General features: G+C 51.9%; 24 protein-coding genes. 8 read left to right on the forward strand and 16 right to left on the reverse strand.

Going from position 1 to position 26,963, the window contains the following annotated elements; genetic code table 11:
- Window positions 1-142: 142 nt before the first annotated feature.
- The 5 genes from artM to NNO02_RS09020 form a co-directional block, all read right to left on the reverse strand.
- Window positions 143-811 carry an arginine ABC transporter permease ArtM gene (artM, locus tag NNO02_RS09000; RefSeq protein WP_137382221.1) on the reverse strand — a complete coding sequence of 223 codons (669 nt, stop codon included), beginning with the start codon at window positions 809-811 and terminating at the stop codon, window positions 143-145.
- Window positions 811-1,527 (reverse strand): arginine ABC transporter permease ArtQ, encoded by a 717-nt coding sequence (artQ, locus tag NNO02_RS09005; RefSeq protein ID WP_271441341.1) that lies wholly within the window; start codon window positions 1,525-1,527, stop codon window positions 811-813. The genes artM and artQ overlap by 1 nt, the downstream gene beginning before the upstream one ends.
- 6 nt (window positions 1,528-1,533) lie before the next feature.
- Entirely contained in the window at window positions 1,534-2,265 is a 732-nt protein-coding gene (artI, locus tag NNO02_RS09010; RefSeq protein WP_003027298.1) for an arginine ABC transporter substrate-binding protein ArtI, read from the reverse strand.
- Between the two features lie 16 nt (window positions 2,266-2,281).
- The gene (gene artP / locus NNO02_RS09015; RefSeq protein ID WP_137382222.1) at window positions 2,282-3,010 is read right to left on the reverse strand and encodes an arginine ABC transporter ATP-binding protein ArtP; all 729 of its coding nucleotides are present in this window, start codon (window positions 3,008-3,010) and stop codon (window positions 2,282-2,284) included.
- 310 nt (window positions 3,011-3,320) lie between these two features.
- The gene (locus tag NNO02_RS09020; RefSeq protein WP_200000890.1) at window positions 3,321-3,836 is read right to left on the reverse strand and encodes a lipoprotein; all 516 of its coding nucleotides are present in this window, start codon (window positions 3,834-3,836) and stop codon (window positions 3,321-3,323) included.
- A 126-nt stretch (window positions 3,837-3,962) separates the two neighbouring features.
- Between NNO02_RS09020 and NNO02_RS09025 the strand changes: the two genes are divergently transcribed.
- Together NNO02_RS09025 and NNO02_RS09030 are read left to right on the forward strand one after the other, a co-directional pair.
- Entirely contained in the window at window positions 3,963-4,286 is a 324-nt protein-coding gene (locus tag NNO02_RS09025) for a heavy metal-binding domain-containing protein (RefSeq protein ID WP_108474624.1), read from the forward strand.
- Window positions 4,283-5,113: an N-acetylmuramoyl-L-alanine amidase gene (locus NNO02_RS09030; protein WP_271454615.1), complete on the forward strand. Its 831-nt coding sequence runs from the start codon at window positions 4,283-4,285 to the stop codon at window positions 5,111-5,113. Before NNO02_RS09025 ends, NNO02_RS09030 begins: the two co-directional genes overlap by 4 nt.
- A gap of 111 nt (window positions 5,114-5,224) precedes the next feature.
- On the opposite strand, the gene NNO02_RS09035 is transcribed toward NNO02_RS09030, so the two are convergent.
- The 4 genes from NNO02_RS09035 to poxB form a co-directional block, all read right to left on the reverse strand.
- Window positions 5,225-6,238 carry an NAD-dependent epimerase/dehydratase family protein gene (locus NNO02_RS09035; RefSeq protein WP_137382225.1) on the reverse strand — a complete coding sequence of 338 codons (1,014 nt, stop codon included), beginning with the start codon at window positions 6,236-6,238 and terminating at the stop codon, window positions 5,225-5,227.
- A 97-nt stretch (window positions 6,239-6,335) separates the two neighbouring features.
- Window positions 6,336-7,766 carry an SDR family oxidoreductase gene (locus NNO02_RS09040; protein WP_271454616.1) on the reverse strand — a complete coding sequence of 477 codons (1,431 nt, stop codon included), beginning with the start codon at window positions 7,764-7,766 and terminating at the stop codon, window positions 6,336-6,338.
- Between the two features lie 10 nt (window positions 7,767-7,776).
- On the reverse strand, window positions 7,777-8,778 hold the full coding sequence (gene ltaE / locus NNO02_RS09045) for a low-specificity L-threonine aldolase (RefSeq protein WP_271454617.1): 1,002 nt from the start codon (window positions 8,776-8,778) through the stop codon (window positions 7,777-7,779).
- 155 nt (window positions 8,779-8,933) lie between these two features.
- Window positions 8,934-10,652 (reverse strand): ubiquinone-dependent pyruvate dehydrogenase, encoded by a 1,719-nt coding sequence (gene poxB, locus NNO02_RS09050; protein ID WP_271454618.1) that lies wholly within the window; start codon window positions 10,650-10,652, stop codon window positions 8,934-8,936.
- Window positions 10,653-10,805: 153 nt separating this feature from the next.
- Here poxB and NNO02_RS09055 point away from each other — a divergent pair, with 153 nt between their 5' ends.
- Entirely contained in the window at window positions 10,806-11,240 is a 435-nt protein-coding gene (locus tag NNO02_RS09055) for a DoxX family protein (protein WP_040231860.1), read from the forward strand.
- 87 nt (window positions 11,241-11,327) lie between these two features.
- On the opposite strand, the gene hcr is transcribed toward NNO02_RS09055, so the two are convergent.
- From hcr to aqpZ, 4 genes are all read right to left on the reverse strand, one after another.
- Entirely contained in the window at window positions 11,328-12,296 is a 969-nt protein-coding gene (gene hcr, locus NNO02_RS09060) for an NADH oxidoreductase (RefSeq protein ID WP_202038973.1), read from the reverse strand.
- 10 nt (window positions 12,297-12,306) lie between these two features.
- Window positions 12,307-13,959: a hydroxylamine reductase gene (gene hcp / locus NNO02_RS09065; protein ID WP_137382230.1), complete on the reverse strand. Its 1,653-nt coding sequence runs from the start codon at window positions 13,957-13,959 to the stop codon at window positions 12,307-12,309.
- 155 nt (window positions 13,960-14,114) lie between these two features.
- Window positions 14,115-15,014, reverse strand: coding sequence for a lysine exporter LysO family protein (locus tag NNO02_RS09070; RefSeq protein ID WP_271454619.1), 900 nt, complete (start codon window positions 15,012-15,014; stop codon window positions 14,115-14,117).
- A 143-nt stretch (window positions 15,015-15,157) separates the two neighbouring features.
- On the reverse strand, window positions 15,158-15,853 hold the full coding sequence (gene aqpZ, locus NNO02_RS09075; RefSeq protein WP_048212061.1) for an aquaporin Z: 696 nt from the start codon (window positions 15,851-15,853) through the stop codon (window positions 15,158-15,160).
- Between the two features lie 363 nt (window positions 15,854-16,216).
- Between aqpZ and NNO02_RS09080 the strand changes: the two genes are divergently transcribed.
- The gene (locus NNO02_RS09080) at window positions 16,217-17,875 is read left to right on the forward strand and encodes an ATP-dependent endonuclease (RefSeq protein WP_271441347.1); all 1,659 of its coding nucleotides are present in this window, start codon (window positions 16,217-16,219) and stop codon (window positions 17,873-17,875) included.
- Here the strand turns inward: NNO02_RS09080 and NNO02_RS09085 are convergent.
- Window positions 17,872-18,822: a VirK/YbjX family protein gene (locus tag NNO02_RS09085; protein WP_271441348.1), complete on the reverse strand. Its 951-nt coding sequence runs from the start codon at window positions 18,820-18,822 to the stop codon at window positions 17,872-17,874. The genes NNO02_RS09080 and NNO02_RS09085 overlap by 4 nt on opposite strands.
- A 162-nt stretch (window positions 18,823-18,984) precedes the next feature.
- Here NNO02_RS09085 and macA point away from each other — a divergent pair, with 162 nt between their 5' ends.
- Both macA and macB read left to right on the forward strand, forming a co-directional pair.
- The gene (macA, locus tag NNO02_RS09090; protein ID WP_271441349.1) at window positions 18,985-20,100 is read left to right on the forward strand and encodes a macrolide transporter subunit MacA; all 1,116 of its coding nucleotides are present in this window, start codon (window positions 18,985-18,987) and stop codon (window positions 20,098-20,100) included.
- Window positions 20,097-22,043, forward strand: a complete 1,947-nt coding sequence (gene macB / locus NNO02_RS09095; RefSeq protein WP_271454620.1) for a macrolide ABC transporter ATP-binding protein/permease MacB — start codon at window positions 20,097-20,099, stop codon at window positions 22,041-22,043. The genes macA and macB overlap by 4 nt, the downstream gene beginning before the upstream one ends.
- Before the next feature lie 84 nt (window positions 22,044-22,127).
- Here macB and cspD read toward each other — a convergent pair whose 3' ends face one another.
- A complete protein-coding gene (cspD, locus tag NNO02_RS09100) occupies window positions 22,128-22,352 on the reverse strand; it encodes a cold shock-like protein CspD (RefSeq protein WP_005128369.1) in 225 nt (74 codons plus the stop codon).
- 322 nt (window positions 22,353-22,674) lie between these two features.
- Here cspD and clpS point away from each other — a divergent pair, with 322 nt between their 5' ends.
- Complete coding sequence (gene clpS, locus NNO02_RS09105; protein WP_271441351.1) at window positions 22,675-22,995, forward strand: ATP-dependent Clp protease adapter ClpS; 321 nt, start codon at window positions 22,675-22,677, stop codon at window positions 22,993-22,995.
- A gap of 30 nt (window positions 22,996-23,025) precedes the next feature.
- Window positions 23,026-25,302, forward strand: coding sequence for an ATP-dependent Clp protease ATP-binding subunit ClpA (gene clpA / locus NNO02_RS09110; protein ID WP_040231864.1), 2,277 nt, complete (start codon window positions 23,026-23,028; stop codon window positions 25,300-25,302).
- A gap of 269 nt (window positions 25,303-25,571) precedes the next feature.
- Here the strand turns inward: clpA and trhP are convergent, their stop codons facing one another.
- Window positions 25,572-26,933 carry a prephenate-dependent tRNA uridine(34) hydroxylase TrhP gene (gene trhP, locus NNO02_RS09115; RefSeq protein WP_271441353.1) on the reverse strand — a complete coding sequence of 454 codons (1,362 nt, stop codon included), beginning with the start codon at window positions 26,931-26,933 and terminating at the stop codon, window positions 25,572-25,574.
- Window positions 26,934-26,963 lie beyond the last annotated feature (30 nt).

Raw genomic sequence — 26,963 nt, forward strand, 5'->3', positions numbered from 1 at the left:
AAATATTTTTATTGGCATAAAAAAAGACGGACAATTTAGAATGTTGTCCGTCTTTATGTTTTTGCATTATGCACATTCTTCGGATGACGGCGCTGGCACCTTATCCGGCCGACATCGGCGCAAAAACCGCAGCGGCATCGACTTAATTCCGGTGTTCAAACGCCAGGGCTTTACGTTCGATCAAGCGCATCATCAACGTCAGCAAGCCATTGACGATCAGGTAAATCACGCCAGCTGCACCAAAGACCATGACGTCATAGGTACGGCCGTACAGCAGTTGGCTGTAGCCCATGACTTCCATCAGTGTGATGGTGTACGCCAGTGATGTACTTTTAAAGACCAGTACCACTTCGTTGGAATACGAGGAGAGGGCGCGTTTGAAAGCATACGGCAGCAGAATGGCCAGCGTATCCTTTTTGCTCATCCCCAGCGCACCACAGGACTGCCACTGGCCTTCCGGGATTGCTCGAATCGCACCATAAAACAGTTGCGTGGTATAGGCCGCGCTGTTTAAGGACAGTGCGATTAACGCGCACAGCCATGGTTCGGACAGCAAATGCCAGAGCACTGGATATTCCTGCAGCGCAGGGAACTGCCCTGGACCGTAGTAGATCAGGAATATTTGCACCAGCAGCGGTGTACCGGTAAACAACGTGATATAGGCGCGAACCAGCCACACCAGTACCGGCGTTTTCAGTGTCAGGATAACAGTGAAAACCAGCGCCAGAACCAGTGCCACCACAATCGAGGCGACCGTCAGCGTCAGGCTGGTGTGCAGCCCTTTCAGTAGTTCAGGTAAATACTCAAGCATTAGCCTGGTCTCCGCTCAAAACGTGTCGCGCGCAGGTCAATGCGTTTGAGAATGTACTGACTCACCAGCGTAATCACCAGGTAAATAGCCGCCGCGACGATGTACCAGGTAAAGGGTTCCTGAGTACGGGTCGCAATGCTCTTGGTTTGTAGCATCAGATCGTTCACGCTGATGAGGCTAACCAGTGCGGTATCTTTCAGCAACACCAGCCACTGGTTACCCAGACCCGGCAGGGCATGGCGCCACATTTGCGGCATCACCAGGCGAAAGAAAATCGCGGTTTTAGATAAACCCAGCGCCTGGCCTGATTCCCATTGTCCAAGCGGAACCGCTTTCAACGCACCGCGCAGCGTTTGTGAGGCATAGGCTGCATAAAGCAATGACAGTGCAATCACACCGCACAGGAACGGGCTGACGTCGAAGTTTTCAATCTGCATCTGAACGGGAATTTGCACGAACCCGAGATTGATCGTAAACCCATCGGCCAGCGTCAGCAGCAGTTGAGAGGAACCGAAATAGATAAACAGAACGACCAGAATTTCTGGTAACCCGCGCAGGATAGTGACCAGCCCTGAACCTGCCCATGCCACTGGACGCCATTTTACAGACTCCCAGACGGCAAAGAACATGGCGAGTGCAAGGCCAATAATCAGCGCACAAACGGCAAGGCCGACGGTCATCCCGGCGGCGCTTGCTAAAGGAAAAAATTCATTCATCAAATATTACTTCTGGAACCATTTGTTATAGATGGTCTCGTAAGTCCCATCTTTCTTCACTTTTTCCAGCGCAGCGTTAAATTTCTGCTGCAGCTCGGTATTACCCTGGCGCACAGCAATGCCCAGACCGGTACCGAAGTAATCTTTATCCGTCACTTTATCGCCAACGGCAGCCAGTTTCGGATTGTCTTTCAGCCATTCCGTTACCACTGCGGTATCACCAAAGACGCCATCAATACGACCGTTTTGCAGATCCAGTTTGGCATTCTGATAGCTGTCATATGGCACGGTAGTCACTTCCGGGTGTTTATCCATGATGAATTTTTGGTGCGTGGTACCGTTCTGTACGCCGACTTTTTTGCCTTTCAGCTGGTCGATGCTGGTGTATTTACCCTGCTGGCCGACAAACAGTGCCGAGTTGTCGTAGTAAGGCGTCGTGAACAGTACCTGCTTTTCACGTTCTGGTGTGATGTCCATACCGGCCATTACCGCGTCAAAGCGGCGGAACTTCAGGCTGGGGATCAGGCTGTCGAAGGCCTGATTGGTAAACGTACAGGTAGCGTCAATCTCTTTACACAGCGCATTCGCCAAATCAACGTCAAAGCCTACGATCTTGTTATTAGCATCGATGGATTCAAACGGAGGATAGGACGCTTCGGTAGCGAAACGAATGGTTTGGGCTGCGGTAGCGGAAAGACTAAAACCTGCGATTAGCGCGGCAATCAGAACTTTTTTCATTGTATTGTCCCGAATCTTAGTGAGAAAGATAGTTTTTAAACGCTTCGGTTTGCGGGTTGGCAAAGCAGCTCGCATCCCCAAACTCGACGATATGACCGTTTTCCATATACACCACACGACTGGCTGTTTTACGTGCAACTTCCACTTCGTGGGTGACGATCACCTGAGTAATTTTAGTTTCCGCCAGCTCACGAATGATGCTGACGATTTGGGCCGTGATTTCCGGGTCAAGCGCTGCGGTAGGTTCGTCAAACAGCAGTACCTGCGGTTCCATCATCAACGCACGGGCAATCGCCACACGCTGCTGTTGACCGCCGGACAAATGCAGTGGGTAGCGATCGCTGTAAGGCTTCAGGCGCAGACGCTCAAGCAGTTTTTCAGCACGCGCCAGTGCTTGTTCTTTCGTCAGACCAAGTACGCGGCAGGGCGCTTCAATCAGGTTTTGCTGTACCGTCAGGTGCGGCCAAAGATTGTATTGCTGGAAGACCATGCCCACGTTTTGACGCAGCTCACGAATAGCTTTATCTGATGGGGTTTTCGTGAAGTCGAAACGGTTACCTGCAATAGAGAGCGTGCCCGAGCGCGGCATCTCAAGCAGATTGAGTACACGCAGTAGCGAGCTTTTCCCGGCTCCACTTGGGCCAAGTAACACCAGTGTTTCACCCTGAGGGCAATCCAGCGTGATATCGAACAGCGCCTGATGTGCGCCGTAGAAGCAGTTAATGCCGTTTAATTGAATACTCATTGATTCTCGTATGCTGGCAGTCTGATAGCTATACACTTCATCCTTCAAGCTGCCTCTTTGTTGGCTGCGTTCATTCACTTGCCGCCTCGACGCATCATGAATGATTTTGTGTATATTGAAGCCGCAGATACTACCTTTGGCAGAATAGTTATGCAATATTTATGCGTTAAAAGTTAAATGCAAACCGCATTCTTATCTAAACATAGCACAAAATAGCGGGGCCACCAGTGGGCAAGAATAATTGTCGGCATTCTATGCAGAATGCCAGACAATTTATGGGGGTTATGATTTGATGAGATGAATGGGGAGATTAGCGGTTTTCGACAGACTGGCGCAGTGTCCCGGCTGGCGCGTGTACGCTGCCGCCCAGATAACGCACATCGTCAACTACCCAGCACTGGCCTTCGCGGATCATCAGCACTTCATCACGCCAGCTTTGGTCGCCCTGTTTAAGCTCTACACGCAGCGGAATATTGCGTGCATCACTATTCGGAATAGTCGATGCGCTGGCGACGCTGGCGCTGTCCGGTAACGTGGCACGACTGGAGAACGGATCGCTGTTAAACAGTTCGCGATGCGCGTTATCACGGCTGGCATCATTCAGCAGTTTCGCCAGGTTGTCGCTTAAGTACGGGCGCAGGGCGGTGATGTCATTGTTACGATGCTGAATGCGGTAATCATAGAATTGCTGGGCCACGCTGTCTGGCCCGCCTTCTACGCATGAACCGCTACGCGTGCCGTTATCTTTATAGACCGGCGTCACGGTAGTACAGGCGCTGAGAAGAAGTGCACAGGGAACCAGCAGAGAGAGTTTCGAGTAGCGCATAATGATTTCCTTATTAGCTTTCTACGATTAGTGTTCTACGTTGATAGAATATATCCTTTCAATGATAGTGGATCGGTTCGATAATGCTTTTGAGATCGTGCTCTTAGCGCAACAAGGAGATTAACCATGCAGTTTTCGACTACCCCTACGCTTGAAGGGCAGACCATCGTGGAATACTGCGGTGTGGTAACCGGCGAAGCTATTTTAGGCGCAAATATCTTCCGCGATTTCTTTGCGGGTATCCGTGATATCGTCGGTGGGCGCTCCGGCGCGTATGAAAAAGAATTACGTAAAGCGCGTGAAATTGCCTTCCAGGAACTCGGCGAACAAGCCAAAGCATTGGGCGCTGATGCGGTTGTCGGTATCGATATTGATTACGAGACCGTCGGGAAAGATAGCAGTATGCTGATGGTCAGCGTCAGCGGTACCGCGGTAAAAACTCGCCGATGAAGCGTCTGCTGTGGTTGCTGGCGTTCACGCTGCTGTTGGCCGGGTGTGCCGGCGAGAAAGGGATTATCGATAAAGACGGGTATCAGTTAGATACCCGCCGTCAGGCTCAGGCTGCCTATCCCCGCATTAAGGTGTTGGTTATTCATTACACCGCAGATGATTTTGATTCATCACTGGCTACGCTGACGGATAAAAACGTCAGTTCGCATTATTTGATCCCGGCGGTGCCGCCGTTGTATCACGGTAAGCCGCGTATCTGGCAACTGGTCCCGGAAAAACATTTGGCCTGGCATGCGGGGATTAGCTTCTGGCGTGGCGCCACGCGCATCAACGACACATCGATTGGTATTGAGCTGGAAAATCGCGGCTGGCAAACGTCGGCGGGAACGAAATATTTCACCCCGTTTGAAGCAACACAGATTCAGGCGTTGATCCCGCTGGCAAAGGATATTATTGCCCGTTACGACATCAAGCCACAAAACGTCGTGGCTCATGCGGATATCGCGCCACAGCGTAAAGACGATCCCGGCCCCCTGTTCCCGTGGCGTGAGCTGGCGGCACAAGGTATTGGCGCGTGGCCGGATGCGCAGCGCGTCACGTTTTATCTCGCCGGGCGTGCGCCTCATACGCCGGTAGACACCGCCTCGTTGCTTGATGTGTTGTCGCGCTATGGCTATGACGTTAAACCTGAAATGACGCCACGTGAACAACAACGGGTGATTATGGCGTTCCAGATGCACTTCCGTCCTGCGTTGTGGAACGGCGTGGCGGATGCTGAAACCCTGGCGATTGCCGAGGCGTTACTGGAGAAATACGGGCAGGGCTAACGCAGATCACCGATGCCTGATGGCGCTTCGCTTATCAGGCCAACGGATATTTCGGGCAGGAATGTAGGCCGGATAAGGCGCTTGCGCCGCTATCCGGCAATGGCAACCCGCTTAACGTGGCAGTTTGCCGTGGTCGCGTAACCAGGCCGCGGTACGTTCAATCCCTTCGTCCAGTGTGACTACGGGCTGATAGCCTAACTCTTCCTGAGCGCGCGTTGTATCCAGCGTAAAATCAAAATTAAGCTTCGACACACCGTAATGCGTGAGCTTGGGTTCTTTAGCCGATTTATTACCAAGACGTTCCATGCTGCGGGCGATCATGTCCAGCATCGGATAAGGAACCGAACGAATACGGCAATCAATATTCAGCTCATCAATGAGCTTCTGCACGATGCTGCGCAGGGTGCGATGCTCGCCGTTGGTAATGTTATAGGCACGACCTGACGGCAGTTTATCGCAGGTTGTCTGGCTTGCCAGCCACATCGCATGCACCGCGTTCTCGTAGTAGGTCATATCTACCAGCGCACTTCCGCCGTGCGGCAACAGAATGCTGCCGTAGTGATGCATCATATGCGCCAGACGCGGGATAAACACTTTATCATGAGGGCCGAACAGACTTTGCGGACGCAAGACCGTAAAACGGGTCTGCGGGTTGGCCTGAGCTAACAGTGCAATAACCTCTTCACCAGCGGCTTTGCTGCGGGCGAATTCGTTGGCAAAGCGATGTGGGCGGAAGTCCTCTTTGATATCACGATGGTGGTGATAGTCAAAATACAGTGAGGGAGAGGAGATATGAATAAAGTTACGCACGCCCCAGGCAACGGCCCACTCGCCCAGACGACGGGTAGCACGAACGTTGGCCAGATCGAAGGCTTCCTGCGTGCCCCACGGTGAGGTGAAACTGGAGCAGTGCCATAGTGTGTCGATACCTGCGAGCATCACTTTTGCCTGCGAAGAGACCAGCTCGGTCAGATCCGCATGGACAAATTCTGCCCCCATTTTTTCCAGCAGCTTACCCATCGCTTCGTTGCGACCGGTGGCTCTGACGCTGATGCCTTTTCTGCACAAAAACTCAACCGCGTTTCGGCCCAAGCCGCTGGTGGCTCCGGTAACCAGTACCTTCATATCAATCCACTGTGTTTAAAAAACGTCGTGCGCATTCTTCCGTGAAATACGCTCGTATGCAATGGGAAACATGAAAGAATACAGTCTCTTTTTATCATTAGTTTGTGATTTGTTCTGCAAGTTTGGCAATACGCTTCGCCATCCCTCTGAAAATGAACAAGTGCGCTGGGATCATCAACAACCAATAGAAGAGACCGGGCATCCCGTGCGGGTGCCACCATGCCCGGACATCAATACGTCGGTGATCGCCTTTTTCTTCCAGCGTAAAGCTCAGGCGGCCGAGACCAGGGGCCTTCATGCCAAACAGCAGAGTGAGCTGTTTTTCCGGTTCAACGATGATGACTTTCCAGCTATCAACGGTATCACCAACCTGCAATAATGGGTGTTGGGGCCGACCTTTTGCCAGCTTGTGACCTACCAACAGGTCCAACGCCGCACGAGTCTTCCACAAAATGTTGCCAAAGAAATAACCTTCTTTGCCCCCGAGGCGGTTCACGACCTGCCACAACGCTTTCCGGCTGGCGGAGGTCTCCACACTAAAGCCGGCTTGTTTGGCAAAATACCCATATTCAGGACGCCAGCGTGCAAAAGCCTGAGCGTCATACCCCCAGTCGCTGGAGTTAACCAGCTTTTCCTCTTCTTTCAGCGTACTGCGAACCGCGTCGTCGAAGGCAATCAGCGGTTGTGGGATCAGCGTCCGTAGTTCTGTGTCATCAGCCAACAGATCGTGCTTAAGCCCCTGGATTAGCGCTTTAGCCGTAGTCGGCGGAACCGAAGTGATGACATTTAAAAACCAGACGGAGATCCAGCGGGTCGGAAAGGGGATAGGGACCAACAGCCGATGCTTACCGCTGACTGTCATAAAGTGCTCAAACTGCTCCTGGTAGCTTAATACCTGCGGGCCTGCTGCTTCGAGTACGCGGTGTTTGCTTGCCGGATGGTCCAGCAACGCCACCAGGTAATACATCAGGTTTTCCAGCGCGATAGGCGTGGTGCGAGAACGTACCCAGCGTGGCGGGGTTAACACAGGTAGGTTATAGACCATGTCGCGCATGACTTCAAACGCAGCGGAACCGGCGCCAACGATAATGCCTGCACGTAGCTCAGTCACCGGTACACCGGATTCGCGCAGCGTATCTGCGGTAATCTGGCGCGCACGCAGGTGATCGGACTGCTCATGTCTGGGAGCCTGCAATGAGCTCAGGAAGATCAGTTGTTTGACCGGGGTCGTACGCAGCGCATCGCGCACGTTTTCTGCGACCAGGCGCTCATGGGCAATAAAGTCGCCCCCTTCGCCCATGCCATGAACCAGATAGTAAACGGTATCAATACCCGCCAGCAGCGGCGGCAAAGTATCCGGTACATTTAAATCGATCTTATGACAGTTAACGTTGGTCAGTTGCTGCTTTTCCAGCCGTTCAATGCGACGTGCCGCAGCCAGCACCTGATGCCCTTGCTGGCTGAGCGCCTGAACCAGATGCTGACCAATGTAGCCACTGGCGCCAAGAACTAAAATCCGTTGCGGCACGCCTGACTCCTTAGCGGGTTAAAAAAGCGCGCCAGTGGGCGACGACTTCAGCAAGCTGTGCACGTGACACGTCCAGATGCATCACCAGACGTACAATCGGGGAGGCGTTAATCAGCACGCCATGCGCCTTCATATACTCGCCCAGTGCTGCAGCATGTTCTTCACCAACACGGATAAACAGCATGTTGGTGTCGTGACGCATGACGTCCGCTCCCGCTTCACGCAACTGTTCTGCCATCCAGGCCGCGTTGTCGTGGTCGTCTTGTAAGCGCGCGACGTTATTTTTCAGCGCATACAGTCCGGCTGCCGCCAGAATCCCGGCCTGGCGCATCCCGCCGCCGGTCATTTTGCGCCAGCGAATCGCGCGTTTGATGTAGTCATGGCTGCCAACCAACAGTGAACCCACCGGCGTTCCCAGACCTTTGGAGAGACAAATTGTGAACGAGTCGCAGTATTGGGTAACGTCTTTTAACTCACAGCCGTAGGCGACGATGGCGTTAAAAATACGTGCGCCATCAACGTGCAGGGCAAGGTTTCGCTCACGGGTAAATTCCCAGGCATCCTTCAGGTACTCACGTGGCAACACTTTACCGTTGTGGGTGTTTTCCAGACTGAGCAGGCGTGTGCGAGCAAAATGGATATCATCCGCTTTGATTTTTGCCGCCACTTTATCCAGTGGCAGAGAACCATCTGGCGCAGCATCAATAGGTTGGGGTTGGATACTCCCGAGCACTGCAGCGCCGCCAGCTTCATACAAGTAGTTATGAGCCCCCTGACCGGCGATATATTCCTCGCCGCGCTGGCAATGGCTGAGTAACGCAACCAGATTAGCCTGAGTGCCGGTAGGCAGGAAAATAGCCGCTTCTTTACCAGAAAGTTCAGCGGCGTATTGCTGAAGGGCGTTAACGGTAGGGTCATCTCCGTAAACGTCGTCCCCGACCGGGGCTGCCATCATCTCTTCCAGCATGACGCGACTGGGTCGGGTGACGGTATCACTGCGTAAATCAATCATGGTATCTCCTTATTACACTTCATCCTTCAAGCTGCCTCGGCGTTGGCCGCACCCTTAAACCCCAGTCACATAGTATACCTATGCTCCTGGGGATTTTCGGGCTAGCCGTCTTGATGCATCATGAATGATATTGTGTGTGATTTAATAAGGATGTTTTACCTGAGCCAGTTCGTTTTCGCCAGTTCGATCACTTCATCACCGCGTCCACTGATGATCGCGCGCAGCATATACAGGCTAAATCCCTTCGCTTGTTCGAGTTTTATTTGTGGTGGAATGGCGAGCTCTTCTTTCGCCACAACGACATCGACCAGCACTGGACCATCGATTGACATGGCGCGTTGCAGGGCCTCATCGACCTCAGAGGATTTCTCTACGCGGATGCCGGTAATACCGCAGGCTTCGGCAATACGTGCGAAGTTGGTATCGTGTAGTTCCGTCCCGTCTGTCAGATAACCGCCTGCCTTCATCTCCATCGCCACAAAACCCAGTACGCTGTTGTTGAACACGATTATCTTCACCGGGAGCTTCATTTGTACAACCGAGAGAAAATCGCCCATTAACATGCTGAAGCCACCATCGCCGCACATCGCGATGACCTGACGACCTGGTTCAGTCGCCTGCGCACCCAGCGCTTGTGGCATGGCGTTTGCCATTGAACCGTGGTTAAACGATCCTAGCAGGCGGCGTTTACCGTTCATTTTCAGATAGCGTGCGGCCCACACTGTTGGTGTGCCTACATCACAGGTAAAGATTGCGTCGTCCGCGGCGAAATGGCTGATTTGTTGTGCCAGATATTGTGGATGAATGGCTTTATCGCTGGGCTTGGCTAAATCATCCAGCCCTTTGCGTGCATCGCGATAGTGCTCCAGCGCTTTGTCCAAAAACTGCCGATCGGTTTTTTCTTCTAGCTGTGGAATCAGGGCGAGAAGCGTGGATTTAATATCGCCCACCAGCGCCATATCCACTTTGCTGTGTGCGCCAATGCTCGCCGGGTTGATATCAATCTGGATAATTTTGGCATCGGTAGGGTAGAACGGACGATAAGGGAACTGAGTGCCGAGCAAGATCAGCGTGTCGGCATTCATCATGGTATGGAATCCGGAAGAAAAGCCGATTAATCCGGTCATGCCGACGTCGTAAGGGTTGTCGTATTCAACGTACTCTTTACCACGCAGGGCGTGAACAATCGGGGCTTTGATTTTAGCGGCAAATTCGACCAACTCTTTATGTGCCCCGGCACAACCGCTGCCGCACATCAGGGCAATGTTGCGGGAATAACGCAGCAGTTGCGCCAGCTTTTTAATTTCTTCTTCTGCTGGCGTAACTATCGGCAGCGGTGCGTGATACCAGTGCGTACTGGCGTTTTCCGGCGCGGGTTTCAGCGCGACGTCGCCAGGTAAGACGACAACTGAGACACCGCGGTTTAATACGGCTTTTCGCATCGCAATCGCCAGTACCTGGGGGATCTGCTCAGGACTGGAAACCAGCTCGCAATAATGGCTACATTCGCGGAACAACTCCTGCGGGTGAGTCTCCTGAAAATAACCACTGCCTATCTCACTGGAAGGAATATGTGCAGCAATTGCCAGCACCGGGACATGGTTGCGGTGGCAATCAAACAGGCCGTTAATCAGGTGCAGGTTTCCCGGTCCGCATGAACCGGCACAGACAGCCAGCTCACCGGTCAGTTGGGCTTCTGCGCCTGCGGCAAAAGCGGCAACCTCTTCATGACGGGTTGGCATCCAGTCAATCGTTCCCATACGATTCAGACTGTCACTAAGACCATTCAGTGAGTCACCCGTCACACCCCAAATACGTTTAACGCCAGCTTGTTCAAGGGTTTTAGCAATAAAAGCGGCAACCGTTTGTTTCATGGTTTTCCATCTCCTTTAATGTGATACCGGTTACAAGTTTAGATGAAGATAATAGTTATGCTTCTCATTACCCCCTTATTTTCGGCAGCTTACATTTCACGAAGATAAAGCGTAGTTTGGCAGAAGATATGGTAAAACAAGGAATGAATTCAAATGGTTACAAAACTATTAAATGCAGTTAACCGGACGCTGACGCACGAAGATTTTGGCAAGTTTTTGTTACGCCTCGCTGTTGGGGGGCTGATGCTGTTTCATGGGCTGCATAAACTGTTTGCGGGTATTGATGGCATCAGTGGCATGCTGATAGCCAAAGGATTCCCCGGCTTTATTGCTTACGGTGTCTTGCTGGGAGAGGTTGTTGCGCCTTGCCTGATTATCCTTGGGATCCTGACACGCCCGGCGGCATTAGGGCTGGCGTTTACAATGATTGTGGCGTGGCTGATGGTCGGGATGGGAGAAACCTGGTCTCTGGACAAAACCGGCGCCTGGGCGATTGAGAGTCTGGTGTACTTTTTTGTTGGCGCGATGGCGGTGGCGTTTCTGGGCGCAGGTAAATATGCCCTGGGTGGCAATTCAGCCTGGCGGTGATAAATGACCGGATGACGGTATTAGTACTTTGTCCGGCCTACAACGGTTCTTGTAGGCCGGATAAGTATGCCATCCGGCAATGACTATTTACGCAAGTACCAGATCGCCCTGCGGATGACAGGAACAAGCCAGAACGTAACCTTCCGCAATTTCTGCATCGGTCAGCGTCATGGTGCTGCTGACCGTGTAGTTACCATCAACCACTTTGGTTTTGCAGCAACCGCACACGCCTGCGCGACAGGCGGCAACGACCGGAACCTTATTGCTTTCCAGCGCTTCCAGTAGCGTTGTGCCAACCGGCGCATAGAACTCTTGTGCGGGTTGCAGTTTGGTGAACTTCAGGCCGCTGGTTGCCGCTTCGGCTACCGGAGTGAAGAACTGCTCTTTAAAGAAGCGTGTTACGCCAAGCGCTTTCACTTCTTTTTCGACCAGATCCATATACGGGGCCGGGCCACAGGTCATCACGGTACGTGAGGTCAGATCCGGGACGCTCTTCAGCAGTTCGGTGGTCAGTCGGCCAGAAACAAAACCCTGAGTGGCATTGTTTTCAGCGACTAATGTCACCGGATACTCACGCCATTCATCGGCAAAGATGACATCTTCTGGCGAGCGAACGTTGAAAATCACCTGCACGTCGGCTTGTGGACGGTACTTCGCCAACCAGCGACGCATCGACATGATTGGCGTTACGCCACAGCCGGCAGCCAGCATCAGGAACTTGTCTTCCGCTTTATCTTCACAGGTAAATTCACCCATGGCATCGGACAGCCAGATGTAGTCGCCGCGCTTCACGTCGCGGGTTAACCACTGAGAACCTGCACCGTCGTCAATGCGGCGGATGGTCAGCGTGATGTACTCGCTAACACCCGGCGTTGAAGAGATAGTGTAAGCACGCAGCGTATCCGCTGAGTTACGTACGCTGACCAGTGCATACTGCCCGGCACGATAGGGATAATAGTCGTGGCATAGCAACGAAATTGTCCACACATCCGGCGTTTCCTGATGGATGTGATGAACCTGCATCCGCCACGGGCACTGATGGGTTGGCATTGTCATTCTTTACTCCTTACGCGCTCAGCAGCTGCTTCATGTCTTCTTCAACGGTGGTCACGGAACGCAGACCAAATTTCTCGTTGAGTACAGCCAGCAGATCGGGTGTGAAGAAGCCAGGTGCAGTTGGGCCAGTCACGATGTTTTTCACACCCAGTGACAGCAGGGTCAGCAGGATGACAATCGCTTTCTGTTCGAACCAGGAGAGCACCAGAGACAGTGGCAGATCGTTCACGCCACAACCCAGTTTCTCAGCCAGAGTGACGGCCAGGATAATGGCAGAGTAGGCATCGTTACACTGACCGGCATCGACCAGACGCGGCAGACCTTCGATATCGCCGAATTCCAGTTTGTTGAAACGGTATTTACCACAGGCCAGAGTCAGGATCAGGCAGTCGTCTGGTACGCTGGTGGCGAAATCGGTGAAGTAGTTACGTTCACCGCGTGCGCCGTCACAACCGCCAACCAGGAAGATGTGACGCAGTTTTTCGCGGCTCACCAGGTCAATCAGGGTATCAGCTGCACCCAGCAGCGTCTGACGACCGAAACCGACGGTTATCAGATGAGGAATCTCGCTGTACGGGAAGCCAGCCATCTGCTGCGCCTGAGCAATAACCGGACCGAAATCATCACCTTCGAGGTGGCTCACACCTGGCCAACCAACGATGCTACGGGTCCAGATGCGGTCATCATATGCGCCAACGGTTGGGTCGATGATGCAGTTAGAGGTCATGACGATTGGGCCAGGGAAACGAGCAAATTCAACCTGCTGGTTCTGCCAGCCGCTGCCGTAGTTACCGATCAGGTGTTTGAACTTACGCAGTTCCGGGTAGCCATGTGCTGGCAGCATTTCACCGTGGGTATAAACGTTAACGCCGGTGCCTTCAGTCTGCTCAAGCAGATTGTACAAATCTTTCAGGTCGTGACCGGAGATCAGAATGCACTTCCCTTCGGTTGCTTTCACGTTGACCTGGGTTGGGGTTGGGTGACCGTATTTTGTGGTTTCACCGGCATCCAGAATGCTCATCACTTTAAAGTTCATCTGGCCGATTTCCATTGAACACTCCAGCAGAGCGTTCATATCGGAAGGCCAGGTACCCAGCCACGCCATGATTTTGTGGTATTGCGCGTAGATATCGTTGTCGTACTGACCGAGAACGTGTGCGTGCTCCATGTAAGCTGCCGCACCTTTCAGACCGTACAGACACAGCAGACGCAGACCGAGGATATTCTCGCCGATGGTCGCTTTGTCTTTATTCGGGGTGAATTCAGCGGCCTGACGTTGCAGGTCGCCCAGATCGTCGCTGACCAGTTGCAGGTCGGCCATCGGGTTTTCAACAGTTGCGTTAGCATCAATGTTCAGGCATTGCGCTTTCAGTGCATCGCGCATGGCGATAGCTTCACGAGCATAGCCAACAATACGCGGGGAGTCGAAGTTAACGTTGGTCAGCGTGGAGAAGAATGCACGCGGCGCGAAGTTATCAACTTCATGGTCGATGATGCCGTATTCACGCGCTTTAACAGCCCATGCAGACAGACCTTGTAGGGAAGCAATCAGCAGATCCTGCAGATCGGAGGTTTCAGCTGTTTTACCGCACATACCCTGCGCGTAAGAGCAGCCGTTTCCTGCCGGAGTACGGATGGTTTGTTCACATTGCACACAAAACATGGTCACACCTTTTAAAGTTATATTTGATATACATGTTTAAGGTTATGCCTGCGCGCGAAGGGATTAAAGGGATTTCTGCTACAACTTGCAGGGAGATTGATTTAGCGCAATTTTGGCGGTAGCTGACTACCGCCAGAGAGGTATTTGTCTGTGTATCAGGCGGAGAAAAAGGCCATTAACAGTGGTACTAACAGGCTAAGAATAAAGCCGTGCACAATGGCTGCGGGCACCATCTCCAGACCGCCACTGCGTTGCAAGACGGGCAGCGTGAAATCCATAGATGTCGCCCCGCAAAGACCCAATGCGGTTGAACGGCTGCGGACCACCAGTCCAGGGATCAGCATAATGGCAATCAACTCACGTGCCAGGTCGTTAAAGAAGGCGGCGCTACCAATTACTGGACCGAATGATTCAGTCAACAAAATGCCTGACAGGGAATACCAGCCAAAACCCGATGCCATCGCCAGTGCTGTTTTCAACGGCAGGCCGAGGATCAGCGCATTAATGACGCCGCCCAGCAGAGAACTGGCCACGACGACGACGGCAACAATCATGCCCCGACGGTTCAGTACGATCTGCTTTAATGTCATACCACTGTTTCGCAGTTGGATCCCAACCAGGAATAATAAAAAGATCAGCGTATATTCGCTGGCTTCGGTCGCGTGCTGCAGTATCGACAATCCGGTAAGACCCAACAGAAAACCCAGTACCACGACGCCGCAAAGCTGTAGCGACTCAAGCGCCATCGCGATTCGGGAGGGGAGTTTCTCTTGCTGGTGGCTGTGTCGCCAGGGGAGTGAGCGCTCCAGCCACAGCAGCGCTGCGATATTACACAGCAGAATGACCGTCACACTGACGGAAGAATAATAAAGAATGGATAACAGATTACTGGCTAGATTATCCAGAAACGCCAGACTGATCCCCATAAAAAAGAGAATAAGGTAGACGATCCAACTCAACAGCCGATTGATAAGTTTTAATGCGGCTCTGTGTCGAAGCGGAATGAGGTAACCCACAATAAGGGGTACCAGAATGATTAACAGCCCTGAAAACATGAAACCCCGATCCTTGCTGAGAAGTAAGACGAAATGCGCCTGCACACACTACTGAAAGCAAAGAGGGGAGTAAAGTTGCAAATAAAAGGAAATATCGCGAGGAAAAAAAGGCCTGACAGTTCATCAGGCCTTTTTGCTATCGATTAATCGCGTTTTTCCAGCAGGGTGCGGTAAATAAGACCACCGACGATCCCGCCGATAATCGGCATAACCCAGAACAACCAAAGCTGTTGCAATGCCCAACCACCCTGGAAGATAGCAACCGCAGTACTACGAGCCGGGTTTACGGATGTATTGGTGACCGGGATACTGATCAGGTGAATCAACGTTAATGCAAGACCGATGGCAATTGGCGCAAAACCTGCCGGAGCATGTTTATCGGTCGCACCGTGGATCACTAATAAGAAACCTGCGGTCAGAACGATTTCAATTACGATGGCAGAAAGCATGGAATATCCGCCAGGTGAATGCTCGCCGTAACCGTTTGAGGCGAAGCCACTGGCTGCTGCATCAAAACCGGCTTTGCCGCTGGCAATAAGATAAAGTACCGCTGCTGCTACAATACCGCCCACAACCTGAGCAATAACATAACCAATAACGTCTTTCGCTGGGAAGCGACCACCAGCCCATAAACCGAATGTCACTGCAGGGTTAAAATGGCCACCTGAAATATGACCCACAGCGAATGCCATGGTTAATACTGTTAGACCAAACGCCAGGGCGACACCGGCAAACCCAATACCTAACTCTGGGAAAGCCGCGGCCAGAACGGCACTACCACACCCGCCAAAAACAAGCCAAAACGTGCCGAAGAACTCGGCTGCTAATTTCCTGAACATAACCACCTCAATTAAAAGTTCCGGGTTAGTTTTTCTATCCCGGTATTTCATCGCTAAAAGGGACGATGATTAAAGCGCGCTTATTTTAGAAAAAAATCTCATCCCTTCGCCACTTAAATTAATAAAAAAATTTGATTTAAGGCAATGTGATGCGAATCCTTTTTGGAGTTCAGGTGAATAAAGCATAGTTCAGTTATCAGAAATCTGATGATTGCGTATGAAATTATATTCAAAAGTAATTTTTAAAGAGAATATTCTTAACTCTTTCGATTTATCTGCGGATGAGATCGGGTGTTCTGAGCGCTCGCTTACCGTTATACTCCTGATAACTTGAAGGAAAAAGTGAGCATTTCCGGAGGCTATATGATTCTCGAACGCGTTGAGATTGTTGGGTTTCGTGGTATTAATCGGCTGTCGTTGATGCTGGAGCAAAACAACGTGCTGATTGGGGAGAACGCGTGGGGTAAGTCCAGCCTGCTGGATGCGTTAACCTTGCTGTTGTCGCCAGAGTCGGATTTGTACCACTTTGACCGCGAAGATTTCTGGTTCCCGCCGGGTGACATCCAGGGCCGGGAACATCATCTGCATATTGTCCTGACGTTTCGTGAATCTCAACCGGGTCGCCATCGTGTGCGCCGATATCGCCCGTTAGAAGCGTGCTGGTCGCCGTGCTCCGATAACTATCACCGTATTTTCTATCGTCTGGAAGGCGAGTGTGCTGATGACGGCAGCGTCCTGACATTACGCAGTTTTCTTGATGGCGAAGGCCACCCGTTACCCATCGACAATATTAACGAACAGGCGCGTCATCTGGTGCGTTTGATGCCAGTACTGCGTTTACGTGATGCGCGTTTTATGCGGCGGATCCGTAATGGAACGGTGCCGGATTCCGCGGATGTTGAGGTGACTGCGCGTCAACTGGATTTTATGGCGCGTGAGTTGGCCACCCGACCGCAGAATCTGACGGATGGGCAGATTCGCCAGGGGCTGTCAGCGATGGTTCAACTGCTGGAGCACTACTTTTCGGAACAAGGTTCGGGTCAGTCGCGCTATCGTCTGATGCGCCGGCGCTCCAACAACGAGCAACGCAGCTGGCGTTATCTGGATATTATCAACCGTATGATTGATAAACCTGGGGGGCGCACGCACCGTGTGATTCTGCTGGGGCTGTTTTCCACGCTATTACAGGCCAAAGGGTCACTAAGACTGGATAAAGACGCTCGTCCGTTGCTACTGGTAGAAGATCCTGAAACGCGCTTACACCCCATTATGTTGTCCGTTGCCTGGCAATTGTTGAACCTGCTTCCCCTCCAGCGCGTGACGACGACCAACTCTGGTGAATTGTTGTCGCTCACGCCCGTAGAGCATGTTGTCCGACTGGTACGAGAATCTTCCCGCGTCGCCGCCTGGCGACTGGGACCGGGAGGACTCAATGCGGAAGACGGGCGGCGCATTGCCTTCCATATCCGTTTTAATCGGGCGTCTTCACTGTTTGCCCGTTGCTGGCTGTTGGTGGAGGGAGAAACAGAAACATGGGTCATCAACGAGCTGGCTCGTCAGTGTGGGCATCACTTTGATGCCGAAGGGATTAAAGTCATTGAATTTGCCCAGTCTGGGCTTAAACCCCTGGTGAAGTTTGCCCGCCGGATGGGAATTGAGTGGCATGTGCTGGTCGATGGCGATGAGGCGGGGAAAAAGTATGCGGCCACGGTACGCAGTCTATTGAACGATGACAAAGAGGAAGAGCGCGAGCATTTGACCATGTTACCTGCGTTGGACATGGAACACTTTATGTACCGCCAGGGGTTCTCGGATGTTTTTCATCGGGTGGCGCAAATACCGGAAAATGTGCCGATGAATATGCGGAAAATTATAGCGAAGGCGATCCATCGCTCGTCAAAACCGGATTTGGCGATTGAAGTGGCAATGGAAGCGGGGCGACGCGGTGTTGAAGCGGTGCCAACGTTGCTGCGGAAAATGTTTTCCCGCGTGCTGTGGTTAGCACGCGGGCGAGCGGATTAGCGGCGGAACATGACTGATAACTGCGAGTGGATACTGTCGAGTAACTGATAGCGGCGGCGATATTCCGCGCGCTTCTTACTGGCAATATCTGCTTCGCTTTTACGCGCTAGCGTACGCGGAATATGATAGTAGCCATTGCTGTCACATTCGCCGCCCACTGACTCCCAAAATGAATTGTAGTCAGAATGAATAACCTTGTTTTTATCATGGTAGCGCTGGCTGCGAAAAATATGCTGGTCATTGCTGACGGCCAGTACTTGTTCAATATTCAATTGTTCTGCAAAACGACAAATAGCTTCCATTACAATACGTTTAGGGAACAAACCATGGCATGATTTTGTCGCTTTTTGAATTTCTTCGTGCGGCATTAATCGGTTACCCCCCTGCAAGCCGCCAATAAAAAGCGCGCTGCGCCCTTCATAGTTGCACAGGGTGAAGGTCATTTCTGCTAATGTCTCGCCCTCACTATTACGGACAAGAATTGTACTTTCACCTTCTTTATCCAGGGCAATAAATGATGACATTATAATGGTGTATATTGCGCTGTCTTTGCCTTCAATTTGTGCCAGTTGTAGCCCATCTGCACTTAAATAATCATTAAATTCTGTCGATGAAAAAGCGTTGCGGATAACATTGTAATGAAAACGCACAGCATCGAGTTTTGCTTTACGGTCAAGGTTGACTGCGAGATATGCGCGATGCAGGCGAACCGGTATACGGGGTTGGATCGCGAGAATTTTCTCGAGATCCGGCCATTGCGCCAGCTCAGCCATCCATTCACGTGTTAATCGTGGCATCAGCAATGAGCGCCATACAAACTTACGGCGAAAGCTTCGTTGATGCCAAAATTTACCTGGCCGCCATTGTCCGGTTGTCAGACGACAAAAAAGACTAAAACTTGTGGCGGGTCTGGAAGAATGAAAAGTGCTTTCTGTTAGCTGGCTCATAATAACAATCCAATAGATACTCTGATACTAATTTCAGCACAGCGGACCTTAACGGTTCATCAATAACTCTGTTATTCTTTGCACTTTTCAACGCCTGTTAATTTATCGTTGATGTTTATCACTCCACTCTGGTGGGCGTATTGGGGGACACTGGGACATTTTATGAAGCTCAAGGGAAAAATTAAAAAACGTTATTTTCTCCTCGCCATCATCATTATTGTGGCGATGATTTCACTTTGGCGAACGCTTAATGCGCCACTACCTCAGTATCAAACGTTAATTGTACGTCCAGGCGATCTCCAGCAAAGTGTGCTGGCCACCGGGAAACTGGATGCGTTACGCAAAGTTGATGTTGGTGCACAGGTGAGTGGGCAGTTAAAAACGCTGTCAGTAGCCATTGGCGATAAAGTTAAAAAAGATCAGTTGCTCGGCGTTATCGATCCTGAGCAGGCACAAAACCAAATCAAAGAAGTTGAAGCGACACTCATGGAGCTGCGGGCTCAGCGTTTGCAGGCTGAAGCTGAGTGGAAACTGGCGCGCGTAACGCTTTCTCGTCAGCAACAACTGGCGAAAACGCAGGCGGTTTCGCAGCAGGATCTCGACACAGCAGCGACCGAATTGGCGGTCAAGCAGGCACAGATTGGCACTATTGATGCGCAAATTAAGCGTAATCAGGCTTCCCTTGATACGGCAAAAACGAACCTCGACTACACGCGAATCGTCGCGCCAATGGCGGGTGAAGTGACGCAAATCACCACCCTCCAGGGACAAACCGTGATTGCCGCCCAACAGGCACCCAACATTTTGACGTTGGCAGATATGAGCACCATGCTGGTAAAAGCGCAGGTCTCCGAGGCCGATGTTATTCACCTGCAGCCGGGCCAAAAAGCCTGGTTCACTGTGCTGGGCGATCCGCAGACACGGTACGAAGGCGTGCTCAAAGATGTCCTTCCGACGCCTGAGAAGGTGAATGACGCCATTTTCTACTATGCGCGCTTCGAAGTGCCTAACCCGAAAGGGATCCTGCGCCTTGATATGACCGCACAGGTGCACATCCAGCTCACCGACGTTAAAAATGTGCTGACGATCCCGTTGTCGGCGTTGGGCGATCCTATTGGCAACAACCGCTATAACGTCAGGCTGCTGCGCAATGGTGAAACTCGCGAGCGCGAAGTGGTCATCGGAGCCCGTAATGATACCGACGTAGAAATTGTGAAAGGGTTGGAAGAGGGGGATGAAGTGATCACCGGTGAGGGTAAAGCGGGAGTAGCACAATGACGGCGTTGCTTGAGTTGAGCAATATCCGCCGCAGTTACCCGTCAGGCGAGGGACAGGTCGAGGTTTTAAAGGACGTTTCCTTGCGTATTCAGGCCGGGGAAATGGTGGCGATTGTCGGGGCGTCTGGCTCGGGTAAATCGACGCTGATGAACATTCTGGGATGTCTGGACAAGCCAACCAGTGGAACCTATCGGGTTGCGGGGCGGGATGTTTCTACACTGGATAGCGATGCGTTAGCACAACTGCGGCGTGAGCATTTTGGCTTTATCTTCCAGCGTTATCATTTGCTGTCACATTTAACGGCGGCACAAAACGTTGAAGTCCCGGCGGTGTATGCCGGGACTGAACGCAAGCAGCGTCTGGCTCGTGCTCAGGAATTACTTCAGCGTCTGGGATTGGGTGACCGGGTTGATTATCAGCCTTCCCAGCTTTCCGGAGGCCAGCAGCAACGTGTCAGTATTGCACGTGCGTTGATGAACGGTGGTCAGGTTATTCTGGCCGATGAACCCACTGGCGCGTTGGACAGCCGCTCCGGCGAAGAGGTGATGGCTATTCTGCATCAGCTACGCGATCGCGGGCATACGGTCATTATCGTCACGCACGACAGCCAGGTTGCCGCCCAGGCAGAACGCGTCATTGAAATTCGTGATGGCGAGATTGTGCGTAATCCGCCACCACAAAAGCCCGCTGCCGGACGTGATATTGATGAACCAACGGTGACGACGGCTTCTGGCTGGAGCCAGTTTGTCAGCGGTTTTCGTGAAGCATTGACCATGGCCTGGCTGGCCATGGCCGCCAACAAGATGCGTACACTGCTCACCATGCTGGGTATTATCATCGGCATCGCGTCGGTGGTATCGATTGTGGTGGTGGGCGATGCGGCAAAACAACTGGTGCTGGCAGACATCCGAGCGATTGGTACGAATACTATCGATATCTATCCAGGCAAGGATTTCGGTGATGACGATCCACAATATCAGCAGGCGCTGAAGTATGACGATTTAGTGGCGATTCAGAAGCAACCCTGGGTCAGTTCCGTTACGCCTGCGGTATCAAAGAACCTACGCCTGCGCTATGGCAATATTGATGTCGCCGCCAGCGCGAATGGCGTTAGCGGTGATTACTTCAACGTCTATGGCATGACGTTCAGTGAAGGCGCCACCTTTAATGCAGAGCAACTGGCGGGGCGGGCACAGGTGGTGGTGCTCGACAGCAATACCCGACGTCAGTTGTTCCCCAGCAAAGCGAAAGTGGTGGGTGAAGTTATTCTGGTGGGAAATATGCCAGCCACCGTCATTGGCGTTGCGGAAGAAAAACAATCGATGTTTGGCAGCAGTAAGATCCTGCGCGTCTGGTTGCCCTACAGCACTATGTCAGGACGGATCATGGGGCAATCGTGGTTAAACTCTATTACCGTGCGGGTAAAAGAGGGTTTTGATAGCGCCCAGGCCGAGCAGCAACTCACCCGTCTGTTATCGCTGCGTCATGGCAAAAAAGATTTCTTCACCTGGAACATGGATGGCATCTTGAAAACCGCCGAAAAAACCACACGTACATTACAGCTCTTTCTGACGCTGGTAGCGGTGATTTCGCTGGTGGTAGGCGGGATCGGCGTGATGAACATTATGCTGGTTTCGGTGACAGAGCGTACGCGTGAAATCGGCATTAGGATGGCAGTGGGGGCGCGGGCCAGTGATGTGCTACAGCAGTTCTTAATTGAGGCTGTGCTGGTGTGCCTGGTGGGAGGCGCGCTCGGTATCAGTTTGTCGATGTTAATTGCCTTTACGCTACAACTGTTCCTGCCCGGGTGGGAAATTGGTTTCTCTCCTGTCGCGCTGTTAACGGCTTTCTTGTGTTCAACCGCCACCGGAATTTTGTTTGGCTGGCTTCCGGCCCGTAATGCAGCGCGTCTGGATCCCGTGGATGCTTTGGCGCGAGAATAACGCGTTGTATTGCATAAGAAATAAAAATGCCAGCCTCAGGGGCTGGCATTTTGTCTGCGGGATGTACACAATGAGACAGAAGAGCTATGCGACAGCTTCTGCTTCAATGACGGGCACGATAAGACTGGCATGATTGCCTTTTGGCCCCTGGTGGACATCAAACTGGACAGACTGTCCGGCTTTTAGCGTTCTGTAACCATCCATCTGAATGGTGGAGTAATGGGCGAAGATATCTTCACCACCGCCTTCGGGGCAGATGAAACCAAACCCTTTGGCATTATTGAACCACTTAACAGTACCCGTTTCCATACTTCGACATCCTTCGTAAATCTTATATAAGTAAGATGGAATGAACCGGTGGCGGAGTGGGGGCTGTTCAAAACCTCGCCAACTCTCGAAACTACAATTTAGAGAAATCAGGCGAGGCGTCAAGCGCCAGGCAGGTGGAATAGGGTAAAAATGCATCAAAATTTGAAGCAGTTAACGCTATTGTCGGATATGTGACAGATGTCGCGGATGACACTGATAGATGATAGTTATCTAATACTTGAGGTAGATTGATTGTGCGCATAGGCTCTTGTCAGCGGCAAGTTATTCTGCCGGTAACCGTAACTGAAGATGACGACTGACAATGAGTAAGACGAACGACTGGCTGGATTTCGAACAGCTGGCGGAAGACAAATTGCGCGACGCGCTAAAACCGCCATCTATGTATAAAGTGATATTAGTCAATGATGATTACACTCCGATGGAGTTTGTTATTGACGTGTTACAAAAATTCTTTTCTTATGATGTAGAACGTGCAACGCAACTGATGCTTGCCGTTCACTATCAAGGTAAAGCCATCTGCGGCGTATTTACCGCCGAGGTTGCTGAAACCAAAGTGGCGATGGTGAACAAATATGCGAGGGAAAACGAGCATCCGTTGCTGTGTACGCTGGAAAAAGCCTGAATGCAGGCATAAATATTGGGGGAGGTGCCTATGCTCAATCAAGAACTGGAACTCAGTTTAAACATGGCTTTCGCCAGAGCGCGCGAGCACCGACATGAGTTTATGACCGTCGAGCACTTGTTACTGGCGTTGCTCAGTAACCCATCGGCCCGCGAAGCGCTGGAAGCGTGTTCTGTGGATCTGGTGGCGCTCCGTCAGGAACTCGAAGCCTTCATTGAACAAACCACACCCGTATTGCCTGCCAGCGAAGAAGAGCGCGACACGCAGCCGACGCTGAGTTTTCAGCGTGTTTTGCAACGTGCTGTCTTTCATGTTCAGTCCTCCGGGCGCAATGAAGTGACTGGCGCTAATGTGCTGGTTGCTATCTTCAGCGAGCAGGAATCACAGGCGGCCTATCTGCTGCGTAAGCATGAAGTCAGTCGCCTGGACGTGGTGAATTTCATTTCTCATGGCACGCGTAAAGACGAACCGAGTCAGTCTTCTGACTCCGGGAATCAGCCAAATAACGAAGAGCAAGCTGGCGGGGAGGACCGTATGGAGAACTTCACGACTAACCTTAACCAGCTGGCTCGCGTGGGCGGGATTGATCCGCTTATTGGCCGCGAAAAAGAGCTGGAGCGCGCTATTCAGGTACTGTGTCGTCGCCGTAAAAATAACCCACTGCTGGTGGGGGAATCCGGCGTGGGGAAAACGGCGATTGCCGAAGGTCTCGCCTGGCGTATTGTCCAGGGGGATGTGCCGGAAGTGATGGCTGATTGTACGCTGTACTCTCTGGATATCGGTTCATTGCTGGCGGGTACCAAATACCGCGGTGATTTTGAGAAACGCTTTAAGGCGCTGCTGAAGCAACTGGAGCAGGATACTAACAGCATCCTGTTTATCGATGAGATCCACACTATTATCGGTGCGGGTGCGGCATCGGGCGGCCAGGTGGATGCCGCTAACCTGATCAAGCCGCTGCTCTCCAGCGGGAAAATTCGTGTGATAGGTTCAACCACCTATCAGGAATTCAGCAATATCTTTGAGAAAGACCGTGCGTTAGCGCGTCGCTTCCAGAAGATCGATATCACTGAGCCGTCAGTGGAAGAGACCGTGCAGATCATCAACGGTCTGAAACCGAAGTACGAAGCGCACCATGACGTTCGCTACACTGCCAAAGCGGTACGTGCAGCGGTCGAACTGGCGGTGAAATACATTAACGATCGTCATCTGCCGGATAAAGCGATTGACGTGATTGATGAAGCGGGCGCACGTGCGCGTCTGATGCCGGTCAGCAAGCGCAAGAAAACCGTCAACGTGGCAGATATCGAGTCCGTCGTGGCCCGTATTGCACGTATCCCAGAGAAGAGCGTGTCGCAGAGCGATCGTGATACGCTGAAAAATCTGGGCAACCGCCTGAAAATGCTGGTATTTGGGCAGGATAAAGCCATTGAAGCACTGACCGAAGCGATCAAAATGAGCCGTGCCGGTCTGGGTCATGAGCATAAACCTGTCGGTTCGTTCCTGTTCGCTGGACCGACTGGCGTTGGTAAGACCGAAGTCACGGTGCAGTTGTCTAAAGCGCTGGGCATCGAACTGCTGCGTTTTGATATGTCCGAATATATGGAACGTCATACTGTCAGCCGCTTGATTGGTGCGCCTCCAGGGTATGTCGGTTTCGACCAGGGCGGTTTACTGACCGATGCGGTGATTAAACATCCGCATGCTGTACTGCTGCTGGATGAAATTGAAAAAGCGCACCCGGATGTCTTTAACCTGCTGCTGCAGGTTATGGATAACGGTACGCTGACTGACAATAACGGGCGCAAAGCAGATTTCCGCAACGTAGTGCTGGTGATGACGACCAACGCCGGGGTACGTGAAACTGAGCGTAAATCGATTGGGCTTATTCATCAGGACAACAGTACTGATGCGATGGGCGAAATCAAAAAAGTGTTTACGCCGGAATTCCGTAACCGCCTCGACAACATTATCTGGTTCGATCATCTCTCTACTGAGGTGATTCATCAGGTGGTGGATAAATTTATTGTCGAGCTGCAGGTTCAGCTGGATCAGAAAGGTGTCTCTCTGGAAGTGAGTCAGGAAGCACGTAACTGGCTGGCGGAAAAAGGTTACGACCGCGCAATGGGCGCACGCCCGATGACGCGAGTGGTTCAGGACAACCTGAAAAAACCATTGGCCAACGAATTGTTGTTTGGTTCGCTGGTGGATGGCGGTCAGGTTACCGTCGCGCTGGATAAAGAAAAAAATGAGCTGACCTATGGTTTCCAGAGTGCGCAAAAGCACAAGCCAGAAGCTGCACATTAATTTCTAATCACATGATAAACCGGGCGTAATGCCCGGTTTTTTTTTGCCTGAAAGTCGTGATTTGAATGGGGGGAGCTCAAAGAGTTTAAACGGCAGGCAAAAAATAAGCCTGCGTAAGGGAGATTACGCAGGCTAAGGAGGTGGTTCCTGGTACAGCTAGCATTTATGGGTTATGTTTTTCAGCGGGTGGGATAATACCCTTAATGAACGAAACGGTATGTGATCGATTTCTAAGAATCTTCCGAACGCTGAAAAATAACCGTAATTAACTACTTAGCATGTGGGTTGCGCGTGGACTCACCGGCAAAATTACGCATCAGTAATGCATAATTCAGATCGATATCCTGCGGTACGGGCATCCATACGGTATAACCATCACCAGGCGCAACTGGCATAGCTTCGCCTTTGGCGTTTTCCATCTGCTCAAGGGTGAAATTGACGTTACCCTGTGGCGTCATCAGCTCCAGACTGTCACCGACGGTGAATTTGTTTTTCACCAGTACAGCAGCCAGATCGCCTTTGCGTTCGCCAGTGAATTCACCGACAAACTGCTGACGTTCGGAAACAGAAAAACCGTATTCGTAGTTCTGATAGTCGTCATGCGTATGGCGGCGCAGGAATCCTTCCGTATAACCACGGTGCGCCAGGCCTTCCAGTGTTTCCAGCAGTTGCGGATCGAACGGTTTACCGGCTGCAGCATCGTCAATGGCTTTACGATAGACCTGTGCGGTACGGGCGCAGTAATAGTAAGACTTGGTGCGGCCTTCGATTTTCAGCGAATGCACGCCCATCTGGGTCAGGCGCTCAACGTGGGCAATTGCGCGTAAATCTTTTGAGTTCATGATGTAAGTGCCGTGTTCGTCTTCGAACGCGGTCATGTATTCACCCGGACGCTGGGCTTCTTCAATCATAAACACTTTGTCCGTAGGTGCGCCGATCCCAAGCGTTGGTTCCACGTTTTGTACCGGGATGGGTTCGTATTTGTGCACGATATTACCCACCACATCTTCTTTGCCTTCCTGCACGTTGTATTCCCAGCGGCAGGCATTGGTACAGGTACCCTGGTTAGGGTCGCGCTTGTTGATGTAGCCGGAGAGCAGGCAGCGGCCGGAGTAGGCCATGCACAGCGCACCGTGAACGAAGATTTCAATCTCCATATCCGGAACCTGGGTGCGGATCTCTTCAATTTCTTCCAGCGACAGTTCGCGGGACAGGATAACGCGGGTCAGGCCCATTTGTTTCCAGAACTTCACCGTTGCCCAGTTTACCGCGTTAGCCTGTACTGACAGATGAATATCCATATCAGGGAAGTGTTCACGTACCAGCATGATCAGGCCTGGATCGGACATAATCAGTGCATCCGGCCCCATTTCCACAACGGGTTTCAGGTCACGAATGAAGGTTTTCAGCTTGGCATTATGCGGGGCAATGTTAACCACCACATAGAATTTTTTACCCAGTTCATGGGCCTCATTAATGCCGAGCTGCAGGTTTTCGTGATTGAATTCGTTGTTGCGCACACGCAAAGAGTAACGCGGTTGACCCGCATACACAGCATCTGCGCCATAGGCGAAAGCGTAACGCATATTTTTCAGCGTTCCCGCCGGGGAAAGGAGTTCCGGTTTAAACATAATTTTCTCGTTCTGATGACAGGTCAGACT

The sequence above is a fragment of the Citrobacter sp. Awk 2 genome (genome assembly GCF_028069815.1).
GTDB lineage: Bacteria > Pseudomonadota > Gammaproteobacteria > Enterobacterales > Enterobacteriaceae > Citrobacter.